Here is a 25,200-nt window from a genome sequence, read left to right on the forward strand (position 1 = left end):
GCGCGCCGACCCGCACATCGGCCTGCTGCACCGCGGCACCGAGAAGCTGATCGAGTACAAGACCTACCTGCAGGCCGTGCCCTACTTCGACCGGCTCGACTATGTCGCGCCGATGAACCAGGAGCACGCCTTCGCGCTGGCGACCGAGCGCCTGCTCGGGCTCGAGGTGCCGCTGCGCGCCCAGTACATCCGCGTGCTCTATTCGGAGCTGACCCGGATCGCCAACCACCTGCTGAACATCACGACCTTCGCCCTCGACGTCGGCGCCATGACCCCGCTGCTCTGGGGCTTCGAGGCGCGCGAGAAGATCATGGAGTTCTACGAGCGGGTCTCGGGCGCGCGCCTGCACGCGGCCTACTTCCGGCCGGGCGGCGTGCACCAGGACCTGCCGGCCGGCCTGGCCGAGGACATCCGGCGCTTCTGCGAGGACTTCCCGAAGCTGATCGACGACTTCGAGTCGCTGCTGGACGGCAACCGGATCTTCCGGCAGCGCACGGTCGACATCGGCGTGGTCGCGCCCGAAGACGCGCTCGACTGGGGCTTCTCCGGCCCGATGCTGCGCGGCAGCGGCTTCGCCTGGGACCTGCGCAAGTCGCAGCCCTACGAGGTCTACGACCGCATGGAGTTCAAGGTTCCGATCGGCAAGAACGGCGACTGCTTCGATCGCTACCTGATCCGCATGGAGGAGATGCGCCAGTCGGTCGCGATCTGCCTGCAGTGCCTGGACCAGATGCCCGAGGGCCCGGTGATGGTGCCCAACCACAAGGTCACGCCGCCGCGCCGCGCCGAGATGAAGCGCTCGATGGAGGCGCTGATCCACCACTTCAAGCTCTACACCGAGGGCTACCACGTGCCGGTCGGAGAGGCCTACGGCGCGGTCGAGGCGCCGAAGGGCGAGTTCGGCGTGTTTCTGGTCTCGGACGGCTCCAACAAGCCCTACCGCTGCCGCATCCGGGCGCCGGGCTTCCCGCACCTGTCGGCCATGGACTTCTGCTGCAAGGGCCACATGCTGGCCGACTCCGTGGCGATCCTGGGTTCGATGGACGTCGTCTTCGGAGAGATCGACCGATGAAGGTCACCACCTACCTGGCGCCGCAGGCCGGCGACTTCGCCTTCACGCCCGAGAACGACGAGAAGGCCCGCGCCTACATCGCCCGCTACCCCGAGGGCAAGCAGGCGAGCGCGGTGATCTGGCTGCTCTATCTGGCGCAGGCGCAGAACGGCGGGCACTTGAGCGAGGAGGCGATCGAGTACGTGGCGCAGTACCTCGGCATGGCGCCGATCCGCGTCCACGAGGTCGTCAGCTTCTACACGATGCTCTACACCCGGCCGGTCGGCCGCCACGTCATCCAGGTCTGCCGCACGACGAGCTGCTGGCTGCGCGGCTCCGACGAGATCAGCCGGGCCTGCCTCGAGACGGCCGGCGTCGCCCGGCTCGGCGGCACCAGCGAGGACGGGCTCTTCACCGTGGTCGAGGTCGAGTGCCTCGGCGCCTGCTGCAACGCGCCGATGTTCCAGGTCAACGACGCCGACTACTACGAGGACCTGACGCCGGAGAGCGCGCGGCAGGTGATCGAGGCGCTGCGCGGCGGCGAGCGGCCGACGCCGGGCCCGCAGAACGGCCGGCTCGGCTCGCTCAACGCCGACGGGCCGACCAGCCTGAAGGACACCTTCGCCAAGGGCACCGCACCCGGGGGAGCCGCCGATGCTGCAGGATAAGGACCGCGTCTTCCTCAACCTCTGGGGCCAGCGGGACTGGGGCCTGGAGGGCGCGCGGCAGCGCGGCGTCTGGGACAACACCAAGGACCTGCTGGCGCTCGGGCGCGAGAAGATCGTCGAGATCGTCAAGGACTCCGAGCTGCGCGGGCGCGGCGGCGCCGGCTTCCCGGCCGGTCTCAAGTGGTCCTTCATGCCCAAGGAGCCCGACCCGGCGCGGCCGCACTTCCTGGTCGTCAACGCCGACGAGTCGGAGCCGGGTTCCTGCAAGGACCGCGAGATCCTGCGCAACGACCCGCACCTGCTGCTCGAGGGCTGCCTGCTCGCCGGCTTCGCGATGGGCGCGCACACCGCCTACATCTACATCCGCGGCGAATACTGGGAGCCGCTGCAGCGGCTCGAGGCGGCGATCCTCCAGGCCCGCGAGGCCGGGCTGCTCGGCAGCGACGCCTGCGGCTCGGGCTGGGCCTTCGACATCCACGTCAGCCGCGGCGCCGGCGCCTACATCTGCGGCGAGGAGACCGCCCTGATGGAGTCGCTGGAGGGCAAGAAGGGCCAGCCGCGCCTGAAGCCGCCGTTCCCGGCCGGCGTCGGCGTCTGGGGTTGCCCGACGACGGTGACCAACGTCGAGACCATTGCGGTCGCCCCGACCATCCTCAGGCGCGGCGCCGACTGGTGGAAGGCCCTGGGGCGGCCGAAGAACACCGGCACCAAGATCTTCTCGCTGTCGGGCCACGTGAACCGGCCCTGCAACGTCGAGGAGGAGATGGGCATCCCGCTGCGCGAGCTGATCGACAAGCACGCCGGGGGCGGGCGCGGCGGCTGGGACAACCTGCAGGCGGTGATTCCCGGCGGCTCCTCGGTGCCCTGCCTGCCGCGCGACGTCTGCTCCGAGGTGCTGATGGACTTCGACTCGCTGCGCGAGGTCAAGTCGGGCCTGGGCACGGCGGCGGTCATCGTCATCGACCGCTCGGCCGACATCGTCGAGGCGATCTGCCGGTTCAGCCACTTCTACATGCACGAGTCCTGCGGCCAGTGCACGCCCTGCCGCGAGGGCACCGGCTGGATGTACCGGGTGATGACCCGGATGGTGCAGGGCAGGGCCTCGGTCGAGGAGATCGACATGCTGCTCGACGTGTCCTATCAGGTCGAGGGCCACACGATCTGCGCCCTCGGCGACGCCGCCGCCTGGCCGATCCAGGGCCTGATCCGGCACTTCCGCCCGGAGATGGAGCGCCGCATCCTCGAGTATCGCAAGCAGGCGCCGGCCACCGTCGCCGCCGCCCCGGTCGCGGCCGAATGAGCGCGGCCCCGGGCTCCAGAGCGCAGCAGGAAATGGGTAGGCCATGCCGAAGCTGACCATCAACGGCCGCGAGATCGAGGTCCCCAACGGGATCACGGTGCTGCAGGCCTGCGAGCTGGCGGGCGCGGAGATTCCCCGCTTCTGCTACCACGACCGCCTGACCATCGCCGGCAACTGCCGCATGTGCCTGGTCGAGATGGAGCGCGCGCCGAAGCCGATCGCCTCCTGCGCCATGCCGGCCGCCGACGGCATGGTCATCAACACCGACAGCGAGAAGGTCAAGAAGGCGCGCAACGGCGTCATGGAGTTCCTGCTGATCAACCATCCGCTCGACTGCCCGATCTGCGACCAGGGCGGCGAGTGCGACCTGCAGGACCAGGCCATGGCCTACGGCTACGACCGCAGCCGCTTCCTGGAGAACAAGCGCGCGGTCCGCGAGAAGTACATGGGCCCGCTGATCAAGACGATCATGACCCGCTGCATCCAGTGCACCCGCTGCGTGCGCTTCGCCACAGAGATCGCCGGCGTCGAGGACATCGGCCTGCTCAATCGGGGCGAGAACGCCGAGATCTCGACGCTGGAGCGGGCGATCGATTCCGAGCTGTCGGGCAACCTCGTCGACATCTGCCCGGTCGGCGCCCTGACCAGCGCGCCCTACGCCTTCGCCGCCAGGCCCTGGGAGCTGCGCAAGACGCCGAGCGTCGACGTGCTCGACGCCGTCGGCTCGAACATCCGCGTCGACGCCCGCGGCCGCCAGGTGATGCGCGTGCTGCCGCGCATCCACGAGGACGTCAACGAGGAGTGGATCAACGACAAGACGCGCCACGCCTGCGACGGCCTGGCGCGCCAGCGTCTCGACCAGCCCTACCTGCGCGGGCTCGACGGCAAGCTGCGGCCGGCGCGCTGGGACGAGGCCTTCGAGGCGATCGCGACCCGCCTGGAGGCGACGCCGCCGCAGCGCATGGCGGCCATCGCCGGCGACCTCTGCGACGCCGAATCGCTGCTGGCGCTGAAGGACTTCATGACCGGCCTCGGCACGACCAACCTGGACTGCCGGCAGGACGGCGCCCGGGTCGGGCAGGGGCCGCGCTTCACCTACCTGTTCAACACCACCATCGCCGGCATCGAGCGGGCCGACGCCGTGCTGATCGTCGGCGCCGACCCGCGCCACGAGGCGGCCATGGTCAACGCCCGCCTGCGCAAGCGCTTCCTGGCCAGCGGCCTGCCGGTCGCGGTCATCGGCGAGCCGGTCGACCTGACCTTCGAGACCCGGCACCTGGGCAACGACACGGCGGCGCTCGAGGAGCTGGCGGCCGGCCGCGGCGCCTTCGCCGAGGTCCTGGACAAGGCCAGCCACCCGATGCTGATCCTCGGCTCCGGCGCGGTCGCCCGGCCCGACGGCGCAGCGGTCCACGCCCTCTGCCTGCAGATCGCGGAGCGCTTCGGCCTGACTGGCGAGTCGGCGGCCGAGGGCTGGAACGGCTTTAACCTGCTGCAGCGCGCGGCGAGCCGCGTCGGCGGCCTCGACCTCGGCTTCCTGCCGGGCGAGGGCGGCCTCGACACCGCGGGCATCCTCGCGGCGGCGAGCGCCGGCGAGCTCGACTTCCTCTGGCTGCTCGGCGCCGACGAGCTCGACATGAAGCGTCTCGGCCAGGCCTTCGTCGTCTACCAGGGCCACCACGGCGACGCCGGAGCGCATCGCGCCGACGTGATCCTGCCGGGTGCCGCTTACACCGAGAAGAACGCGACCTACGTCAACACCGAGGGTCGGGTCCAGCTCGGCCGCCTCGCGGTCTTCCCGCCGGGCGAGGCGCGCGAGGACTGGACCATCCTGCGCGCGCTCTCGGAGCGGGTCGGCACGCGCCTGCCCTACGACAACCTCGGCGACCTGCGGCGGCGCCTGATCGAGGTCGCGCCGAGCTTCGCCGTTCTCGACCGCGTCGAGCCGGCGCCCTGGGAGGCGCTGACCGCGACGCGCAGCGAGCGCGCCGAGTCGGCGCTGACGGCGGCGCCCTTCACGCTGCCGATCGCGAACTTCTACATGACCGACCCGATCAGCCGCGCCTCGTCGACCATGGCGAAGTGCACCGAGGCCTTCGTGCTGCCCAAGCGGGCGGCCACGGGCACCGAAGGCTGAGCGGGCAGGGGAGCGGGCGAACGTGAACGTGTTCTGGGAAGGCTACCTCTGGCCGACGGCCATCATCGTGGCGCAGATCCTCGCGATCCTGGTGCCGCTGCTGCTGGCCGTCGCCTACCTGACCTATGCCGAGCGCAAGGTCATCGCGGCGATGCAGCTGCGCAAGGGCCCCAACGTGGTCGGGCCGCTGGGCCTGCTGCAGCCGATGGCCGACGGCGTCAAGCTGCTGTTCAAGGAGACCATCCTGCCGGCCGGCGCCAACCGGGTCGTCTTCGTCCTGGCGCCGATCCTGACCTTCAGCCTGGCGATGGTCGCCTGGGCGGTGATCCCGGTCGGGGCGGGCTGGGTGCTGGCCGACATCAACGTCGGCATCCTGTTCCTCTTCGCGATCTCCTCGCTCGGCGTCTACGGCGTGATCATGGCCGGCTGGGCCTCGAACTCGAAGTACCCCTTCCTGGGCGCGCTGCGCTCGGCGGCGCAGATGGTCTCCTACGAGGTCTCCATGGGCTTCGTGATCATCACCGTGCTGCTCTGCGTCGGCTCGCTGAACCTGACCGACATCGTGATGGCGCAGCAGACCGTGTGGTTCTGCATCCCGCTGCTGCCGATGTTCGTGATCTTCTTCGTCTCGACCCTGGCCGAGACCAACCGCGCGCCCTTCGACCTGCCGGAAGGCGAGTCGGAGCTGGTCGCCGGCTACTTCGTCGAGTACTCGGCGATGACCTTCGCGCTGTTCTTCCTCGGCGAGTACGCCAACATGATCCTGATGGCGGGGATGACCGTCATCCTGTTCATGGGGGGCTGGCTGCCGCCGCTCGACATCGCCCCGCTGAACTGGATTCCGGGCCCGATCTGGTTCTTCGGCAAGGTCGCGCTGATCCTGTTCCTCTTCCTGTGGGTGCGCGCGACCTTCCCGCGCTACCGCTACGACCAGCTGATGCGCCTCGGCTGGAAGGTCTTCCTGCCGTTCTCGCTGCTCTGGGTGGTGCTGACGGCGGGCGCACTGATCACCTTCGGCTGGCTGCCCGAATGACGGGCGCGGCCGCACCAGCGAGCGAAAGGTAGGCTCACGATGGCGTTCGTCGAACGCACGGCGAAGGCGCTGCTGCTGACCGAGCTGCTCTCGGGCATGTGGCTGACCCTGCGCTACTTCTTCAAGCCGAAGGTCACGCTGAACTATCCCTACGAGAAGGGGGCGATCAGCCCGCGCTTCCGCGGCGAGCACGCCCTCCGGCGCTATCCGAACGGCGAGGAGCGCTGCATCGCCTGCAAGCTCTGCGAGGCGATCTGCCCGGCGCTGGCGATCACCATCGAGGCCGAGCCGCGCGCCGACGGCAGCCGGCGCACGACGCGCTACGACATCGACATGACCAAGTGCATCTACTGCGGCTTCTGCCAGGAAGCCTGCCCGGTCGACGCCATCGTCGAGGGCTCGAACTTCGAGTTCGCCGCGGAGACGCGCGAGGAGCTTTTCTACAACAAGAACAAGCTTCTGGCGAACGGCGACCGCTGGGAATACGAGCTGGCGCAGGCGATCGAGGCGGATGCGCCCTACCGCTGAGCGGCGGCAGGCAGGCGCCGGCGCGGCCGGCCGGCGAAGAGGGGAGCGGGTTTTGCAATACCGAGCCACAGCGCGTAAGGAGGGCGCAGAATGATCGTCCAGGCGCTCGTCTTCTACCTGTTCGCCGCCATCGTGGTGGCCTCCGGCGTGATGGTCATCGCGTCGCGCAATCCCGTGCACTCGGTGCTGTTCCTGATTCTGGCCTTCTTCAACGCGGCCGGCCTCTTCGTGCTGCTCGGCGCCGAGTTCCTGGCGATGATCCTGGTCGTCGTCTACGTCGGCGCGGTCGCGGTGCTGTTCCTCTTCGTGGTCATGATGCTCGACGTCGACGTGGCGCAGCTGCGCCAGGGCTTCCTGCAGTACCTGCCGGTCGGCGCCCTGGTCGGCCTGATCCTGCTGGTCGAGCTGGGCATGGTGGTCGGCGCCTGGGCGATCTCGCCGGAGGCCGGCGCCGCCGCGCGCCTGCCGATCCCGCCGCCCGAGCAGGTCACCAACACCGAGGCGCTCGGCCGCGTGCTCTACGACCAGTACGTCTACCTGTTCCAGATCGCCGGCCTGATCCTGCTGGTCGCGATGATCGGCGCCATCGTGCTGACCCTGCGCCAGCGCGAGGGCGTGCGCCGCCAGTCGATCTCCGGCCAGGTCGCCCGGCGCCGCGACCAGGCCATCGAGGTCAAGGACGTGACCAGCGGGAGCGGCGTGTGATGCTCGAGATCGGCCTGTCCCACTACCTGACCGTCGCCGCGATCCTCTTCACGCTCGGCATCTTCGGCATCTTCCTGAACCGGAAGAACGTCATCATCATCCTGATGTCGATCGAGCTGATGCTGCTCGCCGTCAACATCAACCTGGTCGCCTTCTCGGTGCACCTGAACGACCTGGTCGGCCAGGTCTTCGCCATGTTCATCCTGACCGTGGCGGCCGCCGAGGCGGCGATCGGACTCGCCATCCTGGTGGTCTTCTTCCGCAACCGCGGATCGATCGCGGTCGAAGACGTCAACATGATGAAGGGTTGAGGCCGCCGCGATGGACGTCCTGATCGTCTTCCTGCCGCTGGTCGGCGCGATCCTGGCCGGCTTCCTGGGCAAGCTGCTCGGCGACCGCGGCTGCCAGGTCGTCACCGCCGGCCTGCTGAGCCTGGCGGCGCTGCTCTCGGTCGTCGTCTTCTTCGACGTGGCCCTGGGCGGCAACGCGCGCACGACGCAGCTCTTCACCTGGATCGATTCCGGCGCCTTCGAGCTGAACTGGGCGCTGCGCGTCGACACCCTGACCGCGGTCATGTTCTGCGTCGTGACCGTCGTCTCGGCGGTCGTCCACGTCTATTCGGTCGGCTACATGGCCGAGGACCGCTCGATCCCGCGCTTCATGGCCTACCTGTCGCTCTTCACCTTCTTCATGCTAATGCTGGTCAGCTCCGACAACCTGGTCCAGATGTTCTTCGGCTGGGAGGGCGTCGGCCTCGCCTCCTACCTGCTGATCGGCTTCTGGTACGAGAAGCCGAGCGCCAACGCCGCGGCGATCAAGGCCTTTCTGGTCAACCGCGTCGGCGACGTCGGCTTCGCGCTCGGCATCGCCGGCCTGTTCCTGCTGTTCGGCGCGGTCGACTACGATCCGATCTTCCGGGCCGCGCCCGGCGAGGCCGAGACGGTGCTGCGCCTGTTCGGCTTCGAGCTGCACGCCCTGACCGTGATCTGCCTGCTGCTGTTCCTCGGCGCCATGGGCAAGTCGGCGCAGCTCGGCCTGCACACCTGGCTGCCCGACGCCATGGAGGGCCCGACGCCGGTCTCGGCCCTGATCCACGCCGCGACCATGGTTACCGCCGGCGTCTTCATGGTCTGCCGCCTGTCGCCGGTCTTCGAGTACGCGCCCGACGCCCTGACCGTCGTCACCATCGTCGGCGCCTCGACCGCCTTCTTCGCCGCGACCGTCGGCCTGACCCAGACCGACATCAAGCGGGTCATCGCCTACTCGACCTGCTCGCAGCTCGGCTACATGTTCTTCGCCGCCGGCGTCTCGGCCTACGGCGCCGCCATGTTCCACCTGATGACCCACGCCTTCTTCAAGGCGCTGCTGTTCCTCGGCGCCGGCGCCGTGATTCACGCCCTGCACCACGAGCAGGACATGCGCAAGATGGGCGGCCTGTGGCGCAAGATCCCGGTCACCTACGCCCTGATGTGGATCGGCACCCTGGCCCTGGTCGGCTTCGGCATCCCGGGCCTGGGCATCGGCTTCGCCGGCTTCTACTCCAAGGACATGGTGCTCGAGGCCGCCTACGCGGCGCACAGCGCGGCCGGCGGCTACGCCTTCTGGCTCGGCATCGCCGCCGCCTTCATGACCGCCTTCTATTCCTTCCGCCTGCTGTTCCTGACCTTCCACGGGCCAACCCGCGCCGACCACCACGCCTACGAGCAGGCCCACGAGGCGCCGCGGGTGATGATCTGGCCGCTGTTCCTGCTCGCCGCCGGCGCGGTGCTGGCCGGCGCGCTGCTCTACGGGCCCTTCGTCGGCGAGGGCAGGGAGGCCTTCTGGGGCGGCTCGCTGCTGGCGCTTGAGGATATCATCGAGGAGGCGCACCACGTGCCCTTCTGGGTCAAGGCGCTGCCGATGGTCGTGACCCTGGGCGGCATCGCCCTGGCCTGGCTGATGTACCTGCGCCGCCCGGAGCTGGCGCCGCGGATGGCCGAGCGGTTCCGGCCGCTCTACCTCTTCAGCTTCCACAAGTGGTACTTCGACGAGCTCTACGACCGCACGCTGGTGCAGCCGGCGCTGCGGCTCGGCCGCGGCTTCTGGACGACGGGCGACGGCAGGGTGATCGACGGCCTCGGGCCCGACGGCATCGCCGCGACGGCGCGCGTCCTGGCGCGGCGCGCCAGCCTGCTGCAGTCCGGCTACGTCTACCACTACGCCTTCGTCATGCTGATCGGCGTTGTGGTGCTGGTCACCTGGTATCTCTTCAGCACCCTGTGAGGGACGACCGATGAGTTCCTGGCCGCTTCTCTCGCTGGTCACCTTCCTGCCGCTGGTCGGCGCCGGCTTCATCCTGGCCGTGCGCGGCGAGCAGCAGGTCGTGGCGCGCAACGCGCGCTACGTCGCACTCTGGACGAGCCTGATCACCTTCGTGCTGTCGCTGTTCATCTGGTTCGGCTTCCAGCCCGGCACCGCGCAGTTCCAGTTCGTCGAGAAGGCGACCTGGATCCAGAGCTTCGGCGTCTCCTACCACATGGGCGTCGACGGCATCTCCATGCCCTTCGTCCTGCTCGCGACGCTGCTGACGCCGATCTGCGTACTCGCCAGCTGGAAGATGGAGCACCGGGTCAAGGAGTACATGATCGCCTTCCTGGTGCTCGAGACCCTGATGGTCGGCACCTTCTGCGCGCTCGACTTCGTCGTCTTCTACATGTTCTTCGAGGGCGTGCTGATCCCGATGTTTCTGATCATCGGCATCTGGGGCGGCCCGCGCCGGGTCTACTCCGCCTTCAAGTTCTTCCTGTTCACGCTGGCCGGCTCGATCCTGATGCTGCTGGCGATCCTGGCCATCTACATCGCCGCCGAGACCACCGACATCCCGACCCTGATCAGCCAGCAGGTGCGCCTCGACCCCGGCCTGCAGCTCTGGCTGTGGCTCGCCTTCTTCGCCTCCTTCGCGGTCAAGATGCCGATGTGGCCGGTCCACACCTGGCTGCCCGACGCCCACGTCGAGGCGCCGACCGCGGGCTCGGTGATCCTGGCCGGCGTGCTGCTGAAGATGGGCGGCTACGGCTTCCTGCGCTTCTCGCTGCCGATGCTGCCCGACGCCTCGCAGTTCTTCACGCCGCTGGTCTTCGCGCTCTCGGTGATCGCCATCGTCTACACCTCGCTGGTCGCGCTGGTGCAGCACGACATGAAGAAGCTGATCGCCTATTCCTCGGTCGCCCACATGGGCTTCGTCACGGTCGGCATCTTCACCTTCAACCAGCAGGGCCTGGAGGGCGCGATCTTCCAGATGCTCAGCCACGGCGTCGTCTCGGCGGCGCTGTTCCTGGTCGTCGGGGTCGTCTACGACCGGCTGCACACCCGCGAGATCGACCGCTACGGAGGCCTCGCCGCGACCATGCCGCGCTATGCGCTGGTCTTCATGGTCTTCATGCTGGCCTCGGTCGGCCTGCCGGGCACCAGCGGCTTCATCGGCGAGTTCCTGGTCATCGTCGGCGCCTTCCAGGTCAGCGCCTGGGTCGCGCTGCTGACCGCCAGCGGCATGGTGCTGGGCGCCGCCTACATGCTCTGGCTCTACCGCAAGACCATCTTCGGCGCCTTGACCCGGCCCGACCTCAAGGCCCTGGTCGACCTGGAGCCGCGCGAGAAGCTCGTCTTCGCGCCGCTGATCGCGCTGACCCTCTTCTTCGGCGTCTATCCGGCGCCGCTGCTCGACATCATGGCGCCTTCGGTCGAGAACCTGATCCGGAACTACGAGCTGGCGCTGCAGCCCGGCACGCTGCCCAACCTCGCCGCGCTGCCCAACCTCGCCGCGCTGCTGCCGTGACCCGCAGAGGAGTAGCCGTCCCGTGCCGACGACCCTGACGCTCGACCTGGCCGCCGCGGCGCCCGAGCTGTTCCTCGCCTGCTCGGCGATCGCCCTGCTCATGTTCGGGGTGTTCAGCGGCGACGGCGCCTCGCGCTCGGTGATGCGCTTCTCCGTGGCCGCGCTCGGCGTCGCGCTGCTGCTGGTGATCCTGCCGCTCGGCAGCGACGGCCTCCACTTCAACGGCCTGTTCGTGAAGGACTCCTTCGGCGACTTCATGAAGCTGCTGGTGCTCGCGGGCTCCGGCCTGACCGTCCTGATGGGCTGGCGCTACGTCGAGCGCGAGGGCATGGACCGGCTGGAGCTGCCGGTGCTGCTGCTGTTCGCGACCCTCGGCATGCTGCTGATGATCTCGGCCAACGACCTGATCAGCCTCTACATGGGGCTCGAGCTGCAGTCGCTGTCGCTCTACGTCGCCACCGCGATCCGGCGCGATTCCCTGCGCGCCTCCGAAGCCGGCCTCAAGTACTTCGTGCTCGGCGCGCTGTCCTCGGGGATGCTGCTCTACGGCCTTTCCATGGTCTACGGCTTCGCCGGCACGACCGGCTTCACCGAGCTGGCCGCGGCCTTCGCCGGGGGCGGGGCGGCCGGCGCCTCGATCGGCCTCATCGTCGGCCTGGTCTTCGTCGCCGCCGGCCTCGCCTTCAAGATCTCGGCGGTGCCCTTCCACATGTGGACCCCCGACGTCTACGAGGGCGCGCCGACCGCGATCACGGCCTTCCTGGCGGTCGCGCCCAAGATCGCCGCCATGGCGCTCTTCGTGCGCGTGCTGATGGGCCCCTTCGCCGACCTGGTCGGGCAGTGGCAGCAGATCGTCATCTTCGTCTCGATCGCCTCGATGGGCCTCGGCGCCTTCGCCGCCATCGCCCAGAGCAACGTCAAGCGGCTGATGGCCTATTCCTCCATCGGCAACGTCGGCTATGCCCTGGTCGGCCTGGCCGCGGGCACCGAGGAGGGCGTGCGCGGCGTCGTCATCTACATGACGATCTATCTCGCCATGACCCTGGGCACCTTCGCCTGCCTGCTGGCGATGCGCGTCAACGAGCGCAGCGTCGAGGGCCTCGACGACCTGCGCGGCCTCTCGCGGACCCACCCGATGATGGCCGCCGCGCTCGCCATCTTCATGTTCTCCCTGGCCGGGATTCCGCCGCTCGCCGGCTTCTTCGGCAAGCTCTACGTGTTCCTGGCGGCGATCGAGGCGGGGCTCTACACGCTGGCGGTGATCGGCGTTCTGACCTCGGTGGTCGGCGCCTACTACTACCTGCGCATCGTCAAGCTGATGTACTTCGACGAGCCCTCCGAGGTGCTCGACAAGCCGATCGGCCGCGAGCTCGGGCTGGTGATGGGCGCCTCCGCCGTGGCGATCCTGCTGTTCTTCCTGGCGCCGAGCCTGATCGTCGACGGCGCGGTCGCGGCGGCCTCCTCCCTGTTCGCCGGATGAGCGAGGCCGGCGACCAGCGCGCGCTGCGCCTGCCGCCGGCGTACCGGCTGCGCGTCTTCGACTCCGTCGCCTCGACCATGGACGAGGCGCGCCGGCTGGCCGAGGCCGGCGAGGAGGACGGCACCCTGGTCTGGGCGCGCGAGCAGACCGCCGGGCGCGGCCGGCTCGGGCGCAGCTGGGAGAGCCCGCGCGGCAACCTCTACCTCTCGCTGCTGCTGCGCCCCCAGTGCCGGCCGGGCGAGGCGGCGCAGCTCGGCTTCGTCGCCGCCCTGGCGCTCGGCGAGGCGATCGGCAGCGTCTCGCCGCCGATCAACGTCACCTACAAGTGGCCCAACGACGTCCTGGTCAACGGCAAGAAGGCCGGCGGCCTGCTGCTCGAGTCGCGCTCGACGCCGGAGGGGGAGCTCGACTGGCTGATCCTTGGCCTCGGCGCCAACGTCGCGCACCATCCCGCCGAGACCAACTATCCGGCGACCTCGCTGCACCACGAGGGCGTGCCGCCGGAAGTCGGGGAGCAGGACCTGCTGGAGGCCTTCGCGCGCTACTTCCTGAACTGGGCGAGTCGCTGGCTCGAGGAGGGCTTCGCCCCGGTGCGCGCCGCCTGGCTGCGCCACGCCGAGCGGCTCGGAGAGCCGATCGAGGTGCGCCTGCCCAAGGAGAGGCTGTCGGGCATCTTTCGCGACCTCGACGCCGAGGGCCACCTGCTGCTCGAGCAGGACGGCACGGTGCGCCGCGTCGCCGCCGGCGAGATCTTCCCGCTTGAGCCGGCGCCGGGCGGCGGCTCATGACCCCCCTCGACCTCGGCGTACGCCACGCCCACATGCAACGGGGGCGCACGCGCCCGCGCTCCGGGATAGGAACCTGATGCTTCTCGTCGTCGACATCGGCAACACCAACGTCGTCTTCGCCGTCTACGACGGCGAGACCCAGCGCGGCCGCTGGCGCGTCGCCACCGACGCCCGCCGCAGCGGCGACGAGTACGCCGTGCTGCTCAGCCAGTTCCTGTCGCTCGGCGGCCTGGCGCCGCAGCAGATCGAGGCGGCGATGATCTCCAACGTCGTGCCGGCGGTGCAGCGGCCGATCGAGCAGCTGTGCCGGCAGTACCTGGGCCGCGAGCCGATCTCGGTCGAGCAGGCGATCGCCGCCAGCGACTTCGCGATCCGCATCGCCCGGCCCGAGCAGGTCGGCGCCGACCGCATCGCCAACGCCGTGGCCGCGCACCGCAGCTATGGCGGCGCTCTGATTGTCGTCGATTTCGGCACGGCCACGACCTTCGACCTGGTCGACCCCGACGGCGCCTATTCGGGCGGCATCATCGCGCCGGGCATCAACCTCTCGATCGACGCGCTCTATGCGGCGGCGGCGCGCCTGCCGCGGATCGCCCTGGAGCGGCCGCGCGAGGTCGTCGGCCACGACACCGTCTCGGCCATGCAGTCGGGGGTGTTCTGGGGCTACGTCGGCCTGGTCGAGGGCCTGATCGCGCGCATCAAGGCCGAGCGCGGCGAGGAGCACCGGGTGATCGCCACCGGCGGCCTGGCGCCGCTGTTCAACGACACCACGACGGCCATCGACGAGGTCGACGACGACCTGACCCTGCGCGGCCTGATGCTGATGCACCAGGCGCTGGCGCGGCGCCAGCAGGCCGACAGGGGAGTCGCGGTATGACCGTCCAGCCGCGCCGCCCGGCCGAGCCCGGTGCCGACGAGCTGCTCTTCGTGCCGCTCGGCGGCACCGGCGAGATCGGCATGAACCTCAACCTCTACGGCCATGCCGGCAAGTGGCTGATGGTCGACTGCGGCGTCGCCTTCGGCGAGCACGACCTGCCGGGCATCGAGGTCGTGATGCCCGATCCCGACTTCATCCTGGAGCGGCGCGACGACCTGGTCGGGATCCTGCTGACCCACGCCCACGAGGACCACCTCGGCGCCTTGCCCTACATCTGGCCCGAGCTCGAATGCCCGGTCTACGCGACGCCCTTCACCGCGGCCCTGCTGCGCCGCAAGCTGCGCGACGACGGCGTCGCCCTGCCGGCCGAGCTGATCGAGGTGCCGCTCTCGGGGCGCCTCAAGATCGGGCCCTTCGAGATCGAGCTGGTGACCCTGACCCACTCGATCCCCGAGCCCAACGCGGTGCTGCTGCACACCGCCTGCGGCACGGTCTTCCATACCGGCGACTGGAAGCTCGACGACGACCCCCTGATCGGCGAGACCTACGACGCGGCGCGCCTGCAGAAGCTCGCCGGCGAGGACATCCTGGCGATGATCTGCGACTCGACCAACGCCCTGGTCCCGGGCAGCGCCGGCTCGGAGGGCAGCGTGCGCGAGGCCCTGGACCGTACGCTCGGCGGCCTCAGCGGCCGGATCGCCGTCGCCTGCTTCGCCAGCAACGTCGCGCGCCTGGAGACCATCATCACGCTCGCCGTGGCCCACGGCCGCAAGGTCGCCCTGGTCGGACGCTCGATGCACCGCATCGTCGCCGCGGCGCGCGAGGCCGGCTACCTCAAGGACCTGCCGGCGGTGATCGACGCGCGCGAGATCGGCCACCTGCCGCGCGACCGGGTCCTGCTGCTCTGCACCGGCAGCCAGGGCGAGCCGCGCGCCGCCCTCTGGCGCATCGCCAACGGCGACCACCCCGACGTGGTCCTGGAGGAGGGCGACACCGTGCTGTTCTCCAGCCGCGTCATCCCGGGCAACGAGAAGGCGATCTTCGCGCTCTACAACGCGCTCAGCCGACGCGGCGTCAAGGTGCTCTCGGACCGCGAGGCCGAGGGCATCCACGTCTCCGGCCACCCCTGCCGCGACGAGCTGACCCAGATGTACCAGTGGGTGCGGCCGCGCATCGCGATCCCGGTCCACGGCGAGTCGCGCCACATGGCGGCCCAGGCCGAGCTGGCCCGCGCCTGCCAGGTGCCGGAGGTCGTGCTCGCCGAGAACGGCGCCGTGGTCCGCCTGGCGCCCGGCCGCGCCGCCATCGTCGACCACGTCCACGCCGGGCGCATGGTCGTCGACGGCACGACGCTGCGCACCACCGACAGCCCGGTGCTGCGCCAGCGCCGCAAGATGGTGCGCGAGGGCTCGGCCGTGATCGGCGTCGTCGTCGACAGCCACGGCGACCTCTTGAGCGAGCCGCGGATCGCCGCCGCGGGCCTGTTCGACTGCGTCGAGGAGCCCGAGGTCGAGGAGGCCGTGGTCGCCGCGGCCGAGGAGGCGGTGCACCGCGCCTCGCGCCACGACCGCCGCGACGACCACGCGCTCGGCGAGGCGGTGCGCCTGGCGGTGCGCCGGGTCCTGCAGCGCGAGCTCGGGCGCCGGCCGGTCGTCGAGGTCCAGCTGATCCGGCTCGAGGAGTAGCCGGTGCGCGCGCGTGCCATGCGGTTGCAGCCTGCTCCCACATCCCTCGACAAGCTCGGGATGAAGCGGACTCCAGGTCGGCTCGGTCGCCCGCTTCCTCCCCGGTTCGGGATGAAGCGAGCTTGCGGCGCGCACCCTGCGATGCTTCGTCCCGAGCTTGTCGAGGGGCGTGAATGCGCAGAGGGAAGCGCGCGGCGCTCATGCGGGGAGAAACAGGGATGATCGGCCGTCTCAACCACGTCGCCATCGCCGTCCCGGACCTGGAGGCCGCCGCGGCGACCTACCGCGACACGCTCGGCGCCAGGGTCTCCGAGCCGCAAGCGGAGCCGGACCACGGCGTCACCGTGGTCTTCGTCGAGCTGCCGAACACCAAGATCGAGCTGCTGCACCCGCTCGGCGAGGGCTCGCCCATCGCCGCCTTCCTCGAGCGCAGCCCGGCCGGCGGCATCCACCATCTCTGCTTCGAGGTCGAGGACATCCTGGCGGCGCGCGACCGCCTGCAGGCCGAGGGCGCCCGGGTCCTGGGCGACGGCGAGCCGAAGATCGGCGCGCACGGGAAGCCGGTGCTGTTCCTGCACCCCAAGGACTTCCTGGGCTCGCTGATCGAGCTCGAGCAGGTCTAGCCCCCTGTGACCTGGTTCGAAAGCGTCGTCGTCTACCTGCTGGTCTGGTGGCTGACGCTGTTCTGCGTCCTGCCCTGGGGCGTGCGGCCGAGCGACAGCCCGGAGCCGGGCCACGAGCCCGGGGCGCCGGAGCGCCCGCGGATGTGGCGCAAGATCCTGATCACCACCGCGCTCGCCGCGCTGGTCTGGGGCGTGATCTTCCTGGTCGTCGACAGCGGCCTGATCTCCTTCCGCGGCATGGTCGAGCGCGCGCCCTACTGAGGCGGGCTCCCTGGCTCGCGGAGCCCGGAAAAGAGGCAGCGTTCAAGGAAGAGGCAGAAAAGAAAACGGCAGGACCGAATCCTGCCGAGGTCGCAGCGCGTTTAGTCGCGCATTGTGCTGACGCGTCGCGTCGAATTGGGTGCCGAGCGACGATCCTCCCCAAACTTGGGCCTTGCCGAGCCTTTGCGGCTTCATGCCGCAACTTGATAGCCGAAGCAGCGCCCGCGGTCACGCAAATTCTTCACTTATCTGCCCACTCAGCGGGCAGGCTGCCTACGCACCGAGCACCGCCAGCTTCACGATGAAGAGCGCCGCGACGAGGTAGACGGCGATCGAGCAATCCTGGGGGCGGCCGGCCAGGATCTTGATGCCGGCGTAGGTGACGAAGCCGAAGCCGAGCCCCTCGGCGATCGAGAAGGTCAGCGGCATGGCGACGGCCGTGACCACGGCCGGGGCGTACTCGCTGACGTCCTCCCAGTCGAGCTCGGCCAGGCCGCGCGCCATCAGGCAGGCGACGAACAGCAGGGCCGGCGCCGTCGCGTAGCCCGGCACGGTCTGGGCCAGGGGGCTGAGCAGCAGGCAGGCCAGGAACAGCAGCGCGACGACGACGGCGGTCAGGCCGGTGCGCCCACCCGCCTTGATGCCGGCGGCGCTCTCGATGTAGCTGGTCGTCGTCGAGGTGCCGACCAGCGCGCCGAACAGGGTCGCGCCCGAGTCGGCGAGCAGCGCCCGGCGCAGCCGGGGCAGGCGGCCCTGGGCGTCGAGCAGGCCGGCGCGGTGCGAGACGCCGATCAGCGTGCCGGCGGTGTCGAAGAAGTCGACGAACAGGAAGGCGAAGACGATCGTCACCAGCCCGAGCTGCAGGGCGCCGGCGATGTCGAGCTGGAGGAACACCGGGGAGGGATCGGGCGGCAGGCTGACCACGCCCTGGAACTCCGAGACCCCGAGCAGCACCCCGATGACGGTCACCGCCAGGATGCCGATGACGATGGCGCCGGGCACGCGGCGCCAGTCCAGCGCGACCATCACCATGAAGCCGAGAATCGCCAGGATCGCCGGCCAGGCGGTCATGTCGCCCAGGCTGACCAGGGTCGCCGGGTTGTCGACGACGATGCCGGCGTTCTTGAGCGCGATGATCGCCAGGAACAGGCCGATGCCGGCGGAGATCGCCAGCTTCAGGCTGCGCGGGATGGCGTTGATGATCCACTCGCGCACCGGCAGCACCGAGATGATCAGGAACAGGATGCCGGAGAGGAAGACCGCACCCAGCGCCGCCTGCCAGGCGACGCCCATGCCGAGCACGATGGCGTAGGCGAAGTAGGCGTTGAGGCCCATGCCCGGCGCGAGCGCGATCGGATAGTTGGCGTAGAGCCCCATGACCAGGGTGCCGAAGGCGGCGGCCAGGCAGGTCGCGACGAAGACCGCGCCGAAGTCCATGCCGGCGTCCGACAGGATCGCCGGGTTGACGAAGGTGATGTAGGCCATGGTCAGGAAGGTCGTGACGCCGGCCAGCACCTCGGTGCGCACCGTCGTTCCCTGCTGCTTCAGGCCGAAGAACTTCTCCATTTGCCCCCTCCAGGTCTGCAGGCGTCCGCGAAGCGCCCGCACGCCGGCGGGGCGCGCGAGCGCGCCGCCGGAACAGGCGAACCGTCTGCCGTGGCCGACTTCCCCCGACCCTTCGCCGCGCTTGCCCCGCGCGGTCTCGAAAACCGCGCCGAGGATAGGTGCGGCCCGGCCGCCGCGCTACAGGAATGTGACGCCCGGAGGCTGCCTCGGATGCTGCCTGCGGGCGTCGGTCAGCCGGCGGCGGCGCGCTCCAGCTCGCCCTGCTGGGCGAGGTCGAACATCTGCAGCAGCGCCTCCGGTGGCTGCGCGCCGGGCAGGGCGTAGCGGCCCTCGAAGATGAAGCAGGGCACGCCGGTGATGCCGGCCATGCGCGCGCGCAGGTCCTCGGCACGGACCTCTTCCGCCTCCTCCTCGCCGGCCAGGAAGCGCGCCGCGGCCTCGCGCTCGAGGCCGGCCGCCCCGGCGGCCGCGGCCAGCACCGCCGGGTCGCCGAGGTCCTCGGCCTCCAGGAAGGCGGCCTCGAACAGCCGCTCGACCAGGGGCGTCTGGCGGTCGAAGCGCTCGGCCCAGCGGATCAGGCGGTGCGACTGCAGGGTGTTGGGCGTACGCTTCATGCGCTCGAAGGCGAAGGCGATGCCTTCCTCCTCGCCGGCGGCGCGAACCGGCGCGTAGACCCGCTCGGCCTCGCGCGCGCCGCCGAACTTGCGCTCCAGGTAGGCCTGCCGGTCCATGCCCTCGGGCGCCATGTCGGGATTGAGCTGGAAGGCGCGCCAGCGGATCGTCAGCCCCGGCTGCGGACGCTCGGCGAGCGCCCGGTCGAGGCGCTTCTTGCCGATGTAGCACCAGGGACAGATGGTGTCTGAGAAGATGTCGATCTGCATGGCTCGGCTCCTGCGGGACCCTGTCGGAACAGCTTACGAGTCTAGCACGTCCGCCGGACCGGCCCAGTCCTGCCCGCGCCCGGCTTCTACACCCCGGGGGCCGGAAGGGAGCCGCGCGCCGCCGCCGTCTTGACCGCTCCCGCGCGGGCCGTGACAGTAGCGGCCCCGCGGTCGAGTAGCGGGCGCGGCAAGGCGGGCGACGGGACGGCACATGACGGGCAGCATCTACGACCTCGACCTGGAGCGCACGGCGGCGAACCACGCCGCCCTCTCGCCGCTGTCCTTCCTGCGCCGCGCCGCCGCGGTCTATCCGCACAAGCCGGCGGTGATCCACGACCACGTCCTCAACTACCGCCAGCTCGCCGAGCGGGTGCGCCGCCTCGCCTCGGCGCTGGAGGGGAGGGGCCTCGGCCCCGGCGACACGGTCGCGGTGATGGCGCCCAACGTCCCGGCCCTGCTCGAGGCGCACTACGGCGTGCCGCTGATGGGCGGCGTGCTCAACGCCCTCAACATCCGCCTCGACGCCGCGACCATCGCCTTCATCCTGCAGCACGGCGGGGCCAAGGTGCTGATCACCGATCGCGAGTTCGCGCCGACCGTCGAGCGCGCCCTGGCGCAGCTCGAGCGCCGGCCGCTGGTCATCGACATCGACGACCCCATGACCGAGGCGCAGAAGGGCGAGAAGGGACCGTCGCTCGGCGAGCTCGACTACGAGGCCTTCCTGGCCGAGGGCGACCCGGCGCGGCCCTGGACGCTGCCCGAGGACGAGTGGCAGGCGATTTGCCTCAACTACACCAGCGGCACCACCGGCAATCCCAAGGGCGTGGTCTACCACCACCGCGGCGCCTACCTGAACGCCATGGGCAACGCCATCACGATGAAGCTCGCCCGCGACAGCGTCTATCTCTGGACGCTGCCGATGTTCCACTGCAACGGCTGGACCTACACCTGGGCGGTGACCGCCATGGCCGGCACCCACGTCTGCCTGCGCCGCGTCGACCCCGAGCTGATCTACCCGCTGATCGAGAGCCAGGGCGTGACCCATCTGTGCGGTGCGCCGATCGTGCTGAACCTGCTGGCCCACGCGCCCGAGGGCGTCCGCAAGCCGCTGCCGAACCGGGTCAAGGTCGGCACCGGCGGCGCCGCGCCGCCCTCGACGGTGATCGCCAACATGGAGCGCCAGGGCTTCGAGATCACCCACATGTACGGCCTCACCGAGTGCTACGGCCCGGCGACGCTCTGCGCCTGGCAGGACGAGTGGAGCGAGCTGGAGCTCGAGGGCCGCGCCGCCCGGATGGCGCGCCAGGGCGTCAGCCTGGTGACCCTGCACGACTGCACGGTGCGCGACGCCGAGACCCTGGAGGAAGTGCCTCACGACGGCGAGACCATGGGCGAGCTGATGCTGCGCGGCAACACGGTGATGAAGGGCTACCTGAAGAACCCGAGCGCGACCGCCAAGGCCTTCGCCGGCGGCTGGTTCCGCACCGGCGACCTCGGCGTCGTCCACCCCGACGGCTACATCGAGGTCAAGGACCGCACCAAGGACGTGATCATCTCGGGCGGCGAGAACATCTCCAGCCTCGAGGTCGAGGAGGTGCTCTACCGCCATCCCAAGGTGATGGAGGCGGCGGTCGTCGCCCGGCCCGACGAGAAGTGGGGCGAGACGCCTTGCGCCTTCGTCACCCTGAAGCCGGGCGAGAGCGCAACCGTGGCCGAGATACTGACCTTCTGCCGGGACAACCTGGCGCGCTTCAAGGTGCCGAAGACGGTGGTCTTCACCGAGCTGCCGAAGACCTCGACCGGCAAGATCCAGAAGTTCGTGCTGCGCGAGCAGGCGGCCGCGCTGAAGGGGGCGGCGGAATGACGTCGCGCCCACGCTCCCTGGTTCGACAGGCTCACCATGAAGCGACGGGGACGGCGGTGCGGCGGCTCGGTCGCTTCGTGGTTCGAGGCTCACCATGAAGCGACGGGGAGGCAGGTGCGATACTCGGGTCGCTCCCTGGTTCGACAGGCTCACCATGAAGCGACGGAAACATCGCGCCGGCATCAGTCCCGCTTCATGGTGAGCCTGTCGAACCATGCAAGCGCAAGGACCGCGAGGCCGCGATGACCGACCTGCTCGACCTGACCGGCAAGACCGCCCTGGTCACCGGCGCCTCCAGCGGCCTCGGCCGGCACTTCGCCCAGGTGCTGGCGCGCCACGGCGCCCGCGTCGCCGTCGCCGCCCGGCGTAGCGAGCGCCTGGAGGCGCTCTGCGCCGAGATCGAGGGGCAGGGCGGCCGGGCCATGCCGGTCAAGCTCGACGTCCGCGACCCCGAGAGCGTCGCCCACGCCGTCGCCAGCGCCGAGACCGAGCTCGGCGCGATCTCGGTGCTGGTCAACAACGCCGGCGTCGCGCCCAGCGGGCCGGCCCTGGAGACCGCGCCCGAGCAGTGGGACCAGGTGCTCGACACCAACCTGCGCGGCGCCTGGCTGGTCGCCCAGGAGACCGCGCGCCACATGGCGCGGCTCGGCCACGGCGGCTCGATCGTCAACATCGCCTCGATCCTCGGCCTGCGCGGCGCCAGCCAGGTGCCGGCCTACTGCGCGGCCAAGGCCGGCCTGATCAACCTGACCCGCGCGCTGGCCGGCGAGCTGGCGCGCCACGAGATCCGCGTCAACGCGCTCTGCCCCGGCTACATCGTCACCGACCTCAACCGGGCGTTCCTGGAGAGCAAGGCAGGGGAGAGCCTGAAGAAGCGCATCCCCCAGCGCCGCTTCGGCCTGCCCCAGGACCTCGACGGCACCCTGCTGCTGCTCGCCTCCGACGCCTCGCGCTACATGACCGGCGCGGTGCTGGCGGTCGACGGCGGCCAGTCGGCGACGCTGTGAGGCGGGACGATGCGTCGCCGCGCTTTCACCATTCCCCGCTCTTTCTCCGTCATTCCCGCGAAAGCGGGAATCCAGAAGACCTCGTGGTGAGCACCAACGGCCTGCGGTCCGCACTCACGGCGCCTTCCTCTGGATCCCCGCTTTCGCGGGGATGACGGAGAGGCATGAACAACAAAGGCTTATGACATGGACTTCACCCCCTCTGTCGAGATCGAGAGGCTGCGCGGCAGGATTCGGGACTTCGTCGCTGCGGAGATCCTGCCGCTGGAGAGCGACCCGGCGAACTACGACGCGCACGAGAACATCCGGCTCGACCGGCTCGAGCCAGTGCGCGCCAAGGTCAAGGCGGCCGGCCTGTGGGCGCCGCAGATGCCGGTCGAGCGCGGCGGGCTCGGCCTCGACCAGGTCGGCATGGCGGTCTGCTACGAGGAGATGGCGCGCTCGATCTTCGGCCCGGTCGCCTTCAACTGCGCCGCACCCGACGACGGCAACATGTTCATCCTCAACAAGGTCGCCGGCGAGGACCAGAAGCAGCGCTGGCTGCAGCCGATCGTCGACGGCAAGGTGCGCAGCAGCTTCGTGATGACCGAGCCCGCGCCCGGCGCCGGCTCCGATCCCGGCCTGATGCGCACCACCGCCGAGCGCAAGGGTGACCGCTGGATCGTCAGCGGCCGCAAGTGGTTCATCACCGGCGCCGAGGTCGCCCAGCACTTCATCCTGGTCGCGCGCACCTCGAACGACCCGCGCAAGGGCCTCTCGGCCTTCCTGTTCGACCGCGACCAGCCGGGCTGGGAGATCGTCCGGCGCATCCCGATCATGGGGCCCGAGGAGCACGGCGGCCACTGCGAGCTGCTCTTCGACGGCATGGAGATCCCCGACGAGCACCGCCTGATGGCGGTCGGCGACGGGCTGAAGCTGACCCAGATCCGCCTCGGCACGGCGCGCCTGACCCACTGCATGCGCTGGCTCGGGATGGCCAGGCGCGCCCTGGAGATATGCCAGCCCTACGTGCGCGAGCGCGATTCCTTCGGCATCAAGCTGGCCGACCGCGAGTCGGTGCAGAACCAGCTCGGCGAGGCCGCCATGGCGATCGAGGTCGGTCGCCTGCTGACCATGCGCGCGGCCTGGAAGCTGGCCAGCGGCGACTTCGCGCGCAAGGAGGTCTCGATGGCCAAGATCCAGGTCGCCGAGGTGCTCCAGACCTGCGTCGACACGGCGATCCAGCTGATGGGCGCCAAGGGCTACTCCAAGGACACACCGCTGGAGTGGATGTACCGCTACGCCCGCCAGGCGCGCCTGGTCGACGGCGCCAGCGAGGTCCACAAGATGGTCCTGGCGCGCTTCCTGATGGCCGAGGAGCGCGACTTCTGGAGCTGGTCTTGAGCGAGCGCCCCGGCCTCGACCTCGCCGCGCTGGCGTCCTGGCTGGCCGGGGCCGCCGGCGCCGAGCGTGTCGAGATCCTGAAGGCGGAGCCCCTGAGCGGCGGCGCGATCCAGGAGAACTGGAGCCTCGACGCCCGCTTCGAGGGCGGACCCGAGGCCGGCGAGCGGGCGCTGGTGCTGCGCAGCGACGCGCCCTCGCGCGTCGCCGTCAGCCTCAGCCGGCCCCAGGAATTCGCCCTGCTGCAGACGGCGGCGGCCGCCGGCGTCACCGTCCCGGAGCCGCTCTGGTGTTGCGCCGACCCGGCCGTGCTGGGCCGCGCCTTCTACGTCATGGCGAGGCTCGGCGGCGTCGCGCTCGGCCCCAAGGTGGTCAAGGACGAGAGCCTGGGCGGCGACCGCGAGGCCCTGGCCGAGCGGCTCGGGCGCGAGCTCGCGCGCATCCATACGATCCGCCCGCCGCGCCCCGACCTCGCCTTCCTGGCGCTGCCCGAGGGGCCGGCCGCGGCGCGCGCGGGCCTCGCCGACGTCGCGCTCTACCGCCGCCACCTCGATGCCCTCGGCCAGCCGCGCCCGGCGCTCGAGTGGGGCCTCGCCTGGGCCGAGCGCCACGCGCCCGAGAGCCGGGAGCTCGTGCTGCTGCACCGGGACTTCCGCACCGGTAACTATCTGGTCGACGCGCAGGGGCTGACCGCGATCCTGGACTGGGAGTTCGCCGGCTGGGGCGACCCGATGGCGGACCTCGGCTGGTTCACGGCACGCTGCTGGCGCTTCGGCCGGCCCGACCGGGAGGCCGGCGGCATCGGCTCGCGCGCCGCCTTCTACCGCGGCTACCGCGCCGAGAGCGGCCGCGAGATCGACGAGGCGGCGGTCGCCTACTGGGAGGTCATGGCGCACATCCGCTGGGCCGTCATCGCCCTGCAGCAGGGCCATCGCCACTGGTCGGGCGGCGAGGCCTCCCTGGAGCTGGCCCTGACCGGCCGCATGGCCGCGGAGCTGGAATATGCGGTGCTGACCATGACCGCGCCTGAGACCTGGAGGAACGACCATGCGTGACCGTCCCGGCGGCGCCGAGCTGCTCGCCGAGGCGCGGCGGCTGCTGCGCGAGGAGCTGGTCCCGACCCTGGCCGGCGCCCAGCGCTACCAGGCGCTGATGATCGCCAACGCCCTCGGCATGGCCGAGCGCGAGCTGCTCGCCGGCGAGCGCCCGCTCGAGGCGGAGCGGGCCGCCCTGAGCCGGCTGCTGAGCCGCGAGGGCTCGCTGGCGGCCCTCTCGGCAACCCTCGCTGCCGCCCTGCGCGACGGCCGCCTGGCCGGCGACCCCGAGGCCTACGTCCTGCTGCTCGAGGAGACGCGCAGCCGCCTCGCCGAGAGCAACCCGCGGGCGCTGGAGGAAGGGTAGGCCGGGCTCGTCCGGCGCTTCCACGTCCCTCGACAGGCTCGGGACGAAGCAAAGCCGAGCGCGGCTTTGCCATCCGACCCTTCGAGGCCCGCTCCCACTCCCGCTTCGTCCCGAGCCTGTCGAGGGGCGTGCCGCCGCCGACGCCCGCCGG

At 70.5% G+C, this 25,200-nt stretch carries 23 protein-coding genes; 21 read left to right on the forward strand and 2 right to left on the reverse strand.

Going from position 1 to position 25,200, the window contains the following annotated elements; all coding sequences use genetic code 11:
- From WD341_RS01425 to WD341_RS01500, 16 genes are all read left to right on the forward strand, one after another.
- The coding region (locus tag WD341_RS01425) for an NADH-quinone oxidoreductase subunit D (RefSeq protein ID WP_368423623.1) at positions 1-1,072 on the forward strand (1,072 nt) is incomplete at its 5' end.
- On the forward strand, positions 1,069-1,719 hold the full coding sequence (gene nuoE / locus WD341_RS01430; RefSeq protein WP_368423624.1) for an NADH-quinone oxidoreductase subunit NuoE: 651 nt from the start codon (positions 1,069-1,071) through the stop codon (positions 1,717-1,719). The genes WD341_RS01425 and nuoE, both read left to right, overlap by 4 nt.
- Positions 1,706-3,019, forward strand: coding sequence for an NADH-quinone oxidoreductase subunit NuoF (gene nuoF, locus WD341_RS01435; RefSeq protein ID WP_368423625.1), 1,314 nt, complete (start codon positions 1,706-1,708; stop codon positions 3,017-3,019). Before nuoE ends, nuoF begins: the two co-directional genes overlap by 14 nt.
- Positions 3,020-3,062: 43 nt before the next feature.
- Positions 3,063-5,156 (forward strand): NADH-quinone oxidoreductase subunit NuoG, encoded by a 2,094-nt coding sequence (nuoG, locus tag WD341_RS01440; RefSeq protein WP_368423626.1) that lies wholly within the window; start codon positions 3,063-3,065, stop codon positions 5,154-5,156.
- A 22-nt stretch (positions 5,157-5,178) separates the two neighbouring features.
- On the forward strand, positions 5,179-6,189 hold the full coding sequence (gene nuoH / locus WD341_RS01445; protein WP_368423627.1) for an NADH-quinone oxidoreductase subunit NuoH: 1,011 nt from the start codon (positions 5,179-5,181) through the stop codon (positions 6,187-6,189).
- Positions 6,190-6,228: 39 nt separating this feature from the next.
- Complete coding sequence (gene nuoI, locus WD341_RS01450) at positions 6,229-6,717, forward strand: NADH-quinone oxidoreductase subunit NuoI (protein ID WP_368423628.1); 489 nt, start codon at positions 6,229-6,231, stop codon at positions 6,715-6,717.
- Between the two features lie 90 nt (positions 6,718-6,807).
- Entirely contained in the window at positions 6,808-7,422 is a 615-nt protein-coding gene (locus WD341_RS01455) for an NADH-quinone oxidoreductase subunit J (RefSeq protein ID WP_368423629.1), read from the forward strand.
- Positions 7,422-7,733 carry an NADH-quinone oxidoreductase subunit NuoK gene (nuoK, locus tag WD341_RS01460; RefSeq protein ID WP_368423630.1) on the forward strand — a complete coding sequence of 104 codons (312 nt, stop codon included), beginning with the start codon at positions 7,422-7,424 and terminating at the stop codon, positions 7,731-7,733. Before WD341_RS01455 ends, nuoK begins: the two co-directional genes overlap by 1 nt.
- A gap of 10 nt (positions 7,734-7,743) precedes the next feature.
- On the forward strand, positions 7,744-9,684 hold the full coding sequence (nuoL, locus tag WD341_RS01465; RefSeq protein ID WP_368423631.1) for an NADH-quinone oxidoreductase subunit L: 1,941 nt from the start codon (positions 7,744-7,746) through the stop codon (positions 9,682-9,684).
- Between the two features lie 10 nt (positions 9,685-9,694).
- A complete protein-coding gene (locus WD341_RS01470; protein WP_368423632.1) occupies positions 9,695-11,236 on the forward strand; it encodes an NADH-quinone oxidoreductase subunit M in 1,542 nt (513 codons plus the stop codon).
- 22 nt (positions 11,237-11,258) lie between these two features.
- The gene (nuoN, locus tag WD341_RS01475; RefSeq protein WP_368423633.1) at positions 11,259-12,716 is read left to right on the forward strand and encodes an NADH-quinone oxidoreductase subunit NuoN; all 1,458 of its coding nucleotides are present in this window, start codon (positions 11,259-11,261) and stop codon (positions 12,714-12,716) included.
- Entirely contained in the window at positions 12,713-13,504 is a 792-nt protein-coding gene (locus tag WD341_RS01480; RefSeq protein WP_368423634.1) for a biotin--[acetyl-CoA-carboxylase] ligase, read from the forward strand. The genes nuoN and WD341_RS01480 overlap by 4 nt, the downstream gene beginning before the upstream one ends.
- Before the next feature lie 76 nt (positions 13,505-13,580).
- The gene (locus tag WD341_RS01485) at positions 13,581-14,381 is read left to right on the forward strand and encodes a type III pantothenate kinase (RefSeq protein ID WP_368423635.1); all 801 of its coding nucleotides are present in this window, start codon (positions 13,581-13,583) and stop codon (positions 14,379-14,381) included.
- Positions 14,378-16,066 carry a ribonuclease J gene (locus WD341_RS01490; protein ID WP_368423636.1) on the forward strand — a complete coding sequence of 563 codons (1,689 nt, stop codon included), beginning with the start codon at positions 14,378-14,380 and terminating at the stop codon, positions 16,064-16,066. The genes WD341_RS01485 and WD341_RS01490 overlap by 4 nt, the downstream gene beginning before the upstream one ends.
- Before the next feature lie 218 nt (positions 16,067-16,284).
- Complete coding sequence (gene mce, locus WD341_RS01495; protein ID WP_368423637.1) at positions 16,285-16,689, forward strand: methylmalonyl-CoA epimerase; 405 nt, start codon at positions 16,285-16,287, stop codon at positions 16,687-16,689.
- A 6-nt stretch (positions 16,690-16,695) separates the two neighbouring features.
- Positions 16,696-16,950: a DUF1467 family protein gene (locus WD341_RS01500; protein WP_368423638.1), complete on the forward strand. Its 255-nt coding sequence runs from the start codon at positions 16,696-16,698 to the stop codon at positions 16,948-16,950.
- 273 nt (positions 16,951-17,223) lie between these two features.
- Here the strand turns inward: WD341_RS01500 and WD341_RS01505 are convergent, their stop codons facing one another.
- Together WD341_RS01505 and WD341_RS01510 are read right to left on the reverse strand one after the other, a co-directional pair.
- Entirely contained in the window at positions 17,224-18,516 is a 1,293-nt protein-coding gene (locus WD341_RS01505) for an NCS2 family permease (RefSeq protein WP_368423639.1), read from the reverse strand.
- Positions 18,517-18,746: 230 nt separating this feature from the next.
- The gene (locus WD341_RS01510; RefSeq protein WP_368423640.1) at positions 18,747-19,397 is read right to left on the reverse strand and encodes a DsbA family oxidoreductase; all 651 of its coding nucleotides are present in this window, start codon (positions 19,395-19,397) and stop codon (positions 18,747-18,749) included.
- 211 nt (positions 19,398-19,608) lie between these two features.
- On the opposite strand from WD341_RS01510, the gene WD341_RS01515 reads away from it, so the two are divergent.
- The 5 genes from WD341_RS01515 (at position 19,609) to WD341_RS01535 (ending at position 25,049) form a co-directional block, all read left to right on the forward strand.
- On the forward strand, positions 19,609-21,261 hold the full coding sequence (locus WD341_RS01515) for an acyl-CoA synthetase (RefSeq protein WP_368423641.1): 1,653 nt from the start codon (positions 19,609-19,611) through the stop codon (positions 21,259-21,261).
- Positions 21,262-21,503: 242 nt separating this feature from the next.
- Positions 21,504-22,268, forward strand: a complete 765-nt coding sequence (locus WD341_RS01520) for an SDR family NAD(P)-dependent oxidoreductase (protein WP_368423642.1) — start codon at positions 21,504-21,506, stop codon at positions 22,266-22,268.
- 186 nt (positions 22,269-22,454) lie between these two features.
- Positions 22,455-23,651 (forward strand): acyl-CoA dehydrogenase family protein, encoded by a 1,197-nt coding sequence (locus WD341_RS01525; RefSeq protein WP_368423643.1) that lies wholly within the window; start codon positions 22,455-22,457, stop codon positions 23,649-23,651.
- Positions 23,648-24,703, forward strand: coding sequence for a phosphotransferase family protein (locus tag WD341_RS01530; RefSeq protein ID WP_368423644.1), 1,056 nt, complete (start codon positions 23,648-23,650; stop codon positions 24,701-24,703). Before WD341_RS01525 ends, WD341_RS01530 begins: the two co-directional genes overlap by 4 nt.
- The gene (locus WD341_RS01535) at positions 24,696-25,049 is read left to right on the forward strand and encodes a DUF6285 domain-containing protein (RefSeq protein WP_368423645.1); all 354 of its coding nucleotides are present in this window, start codon (positions 24,696-24,698) and stop codon (positions 25,047-25,049) included. The genes WD341_RS01530 and WD341_RS01535 overlap by 8 nt, the downstream gene beginning before the upstream one ends.
- The last annotated feature ends 151 nt before the right edge of the window (positions 25,050-25,200 follow it).

Origin of the sequence: Tistlia sp. (genome assembly GCF_040905785.1) — a bacterium.
Lineage (GTDB): Bacteria > Pseudomonadota > Alphaproteobacteria > Kiloniellales > DSM-21159 > Tistlia.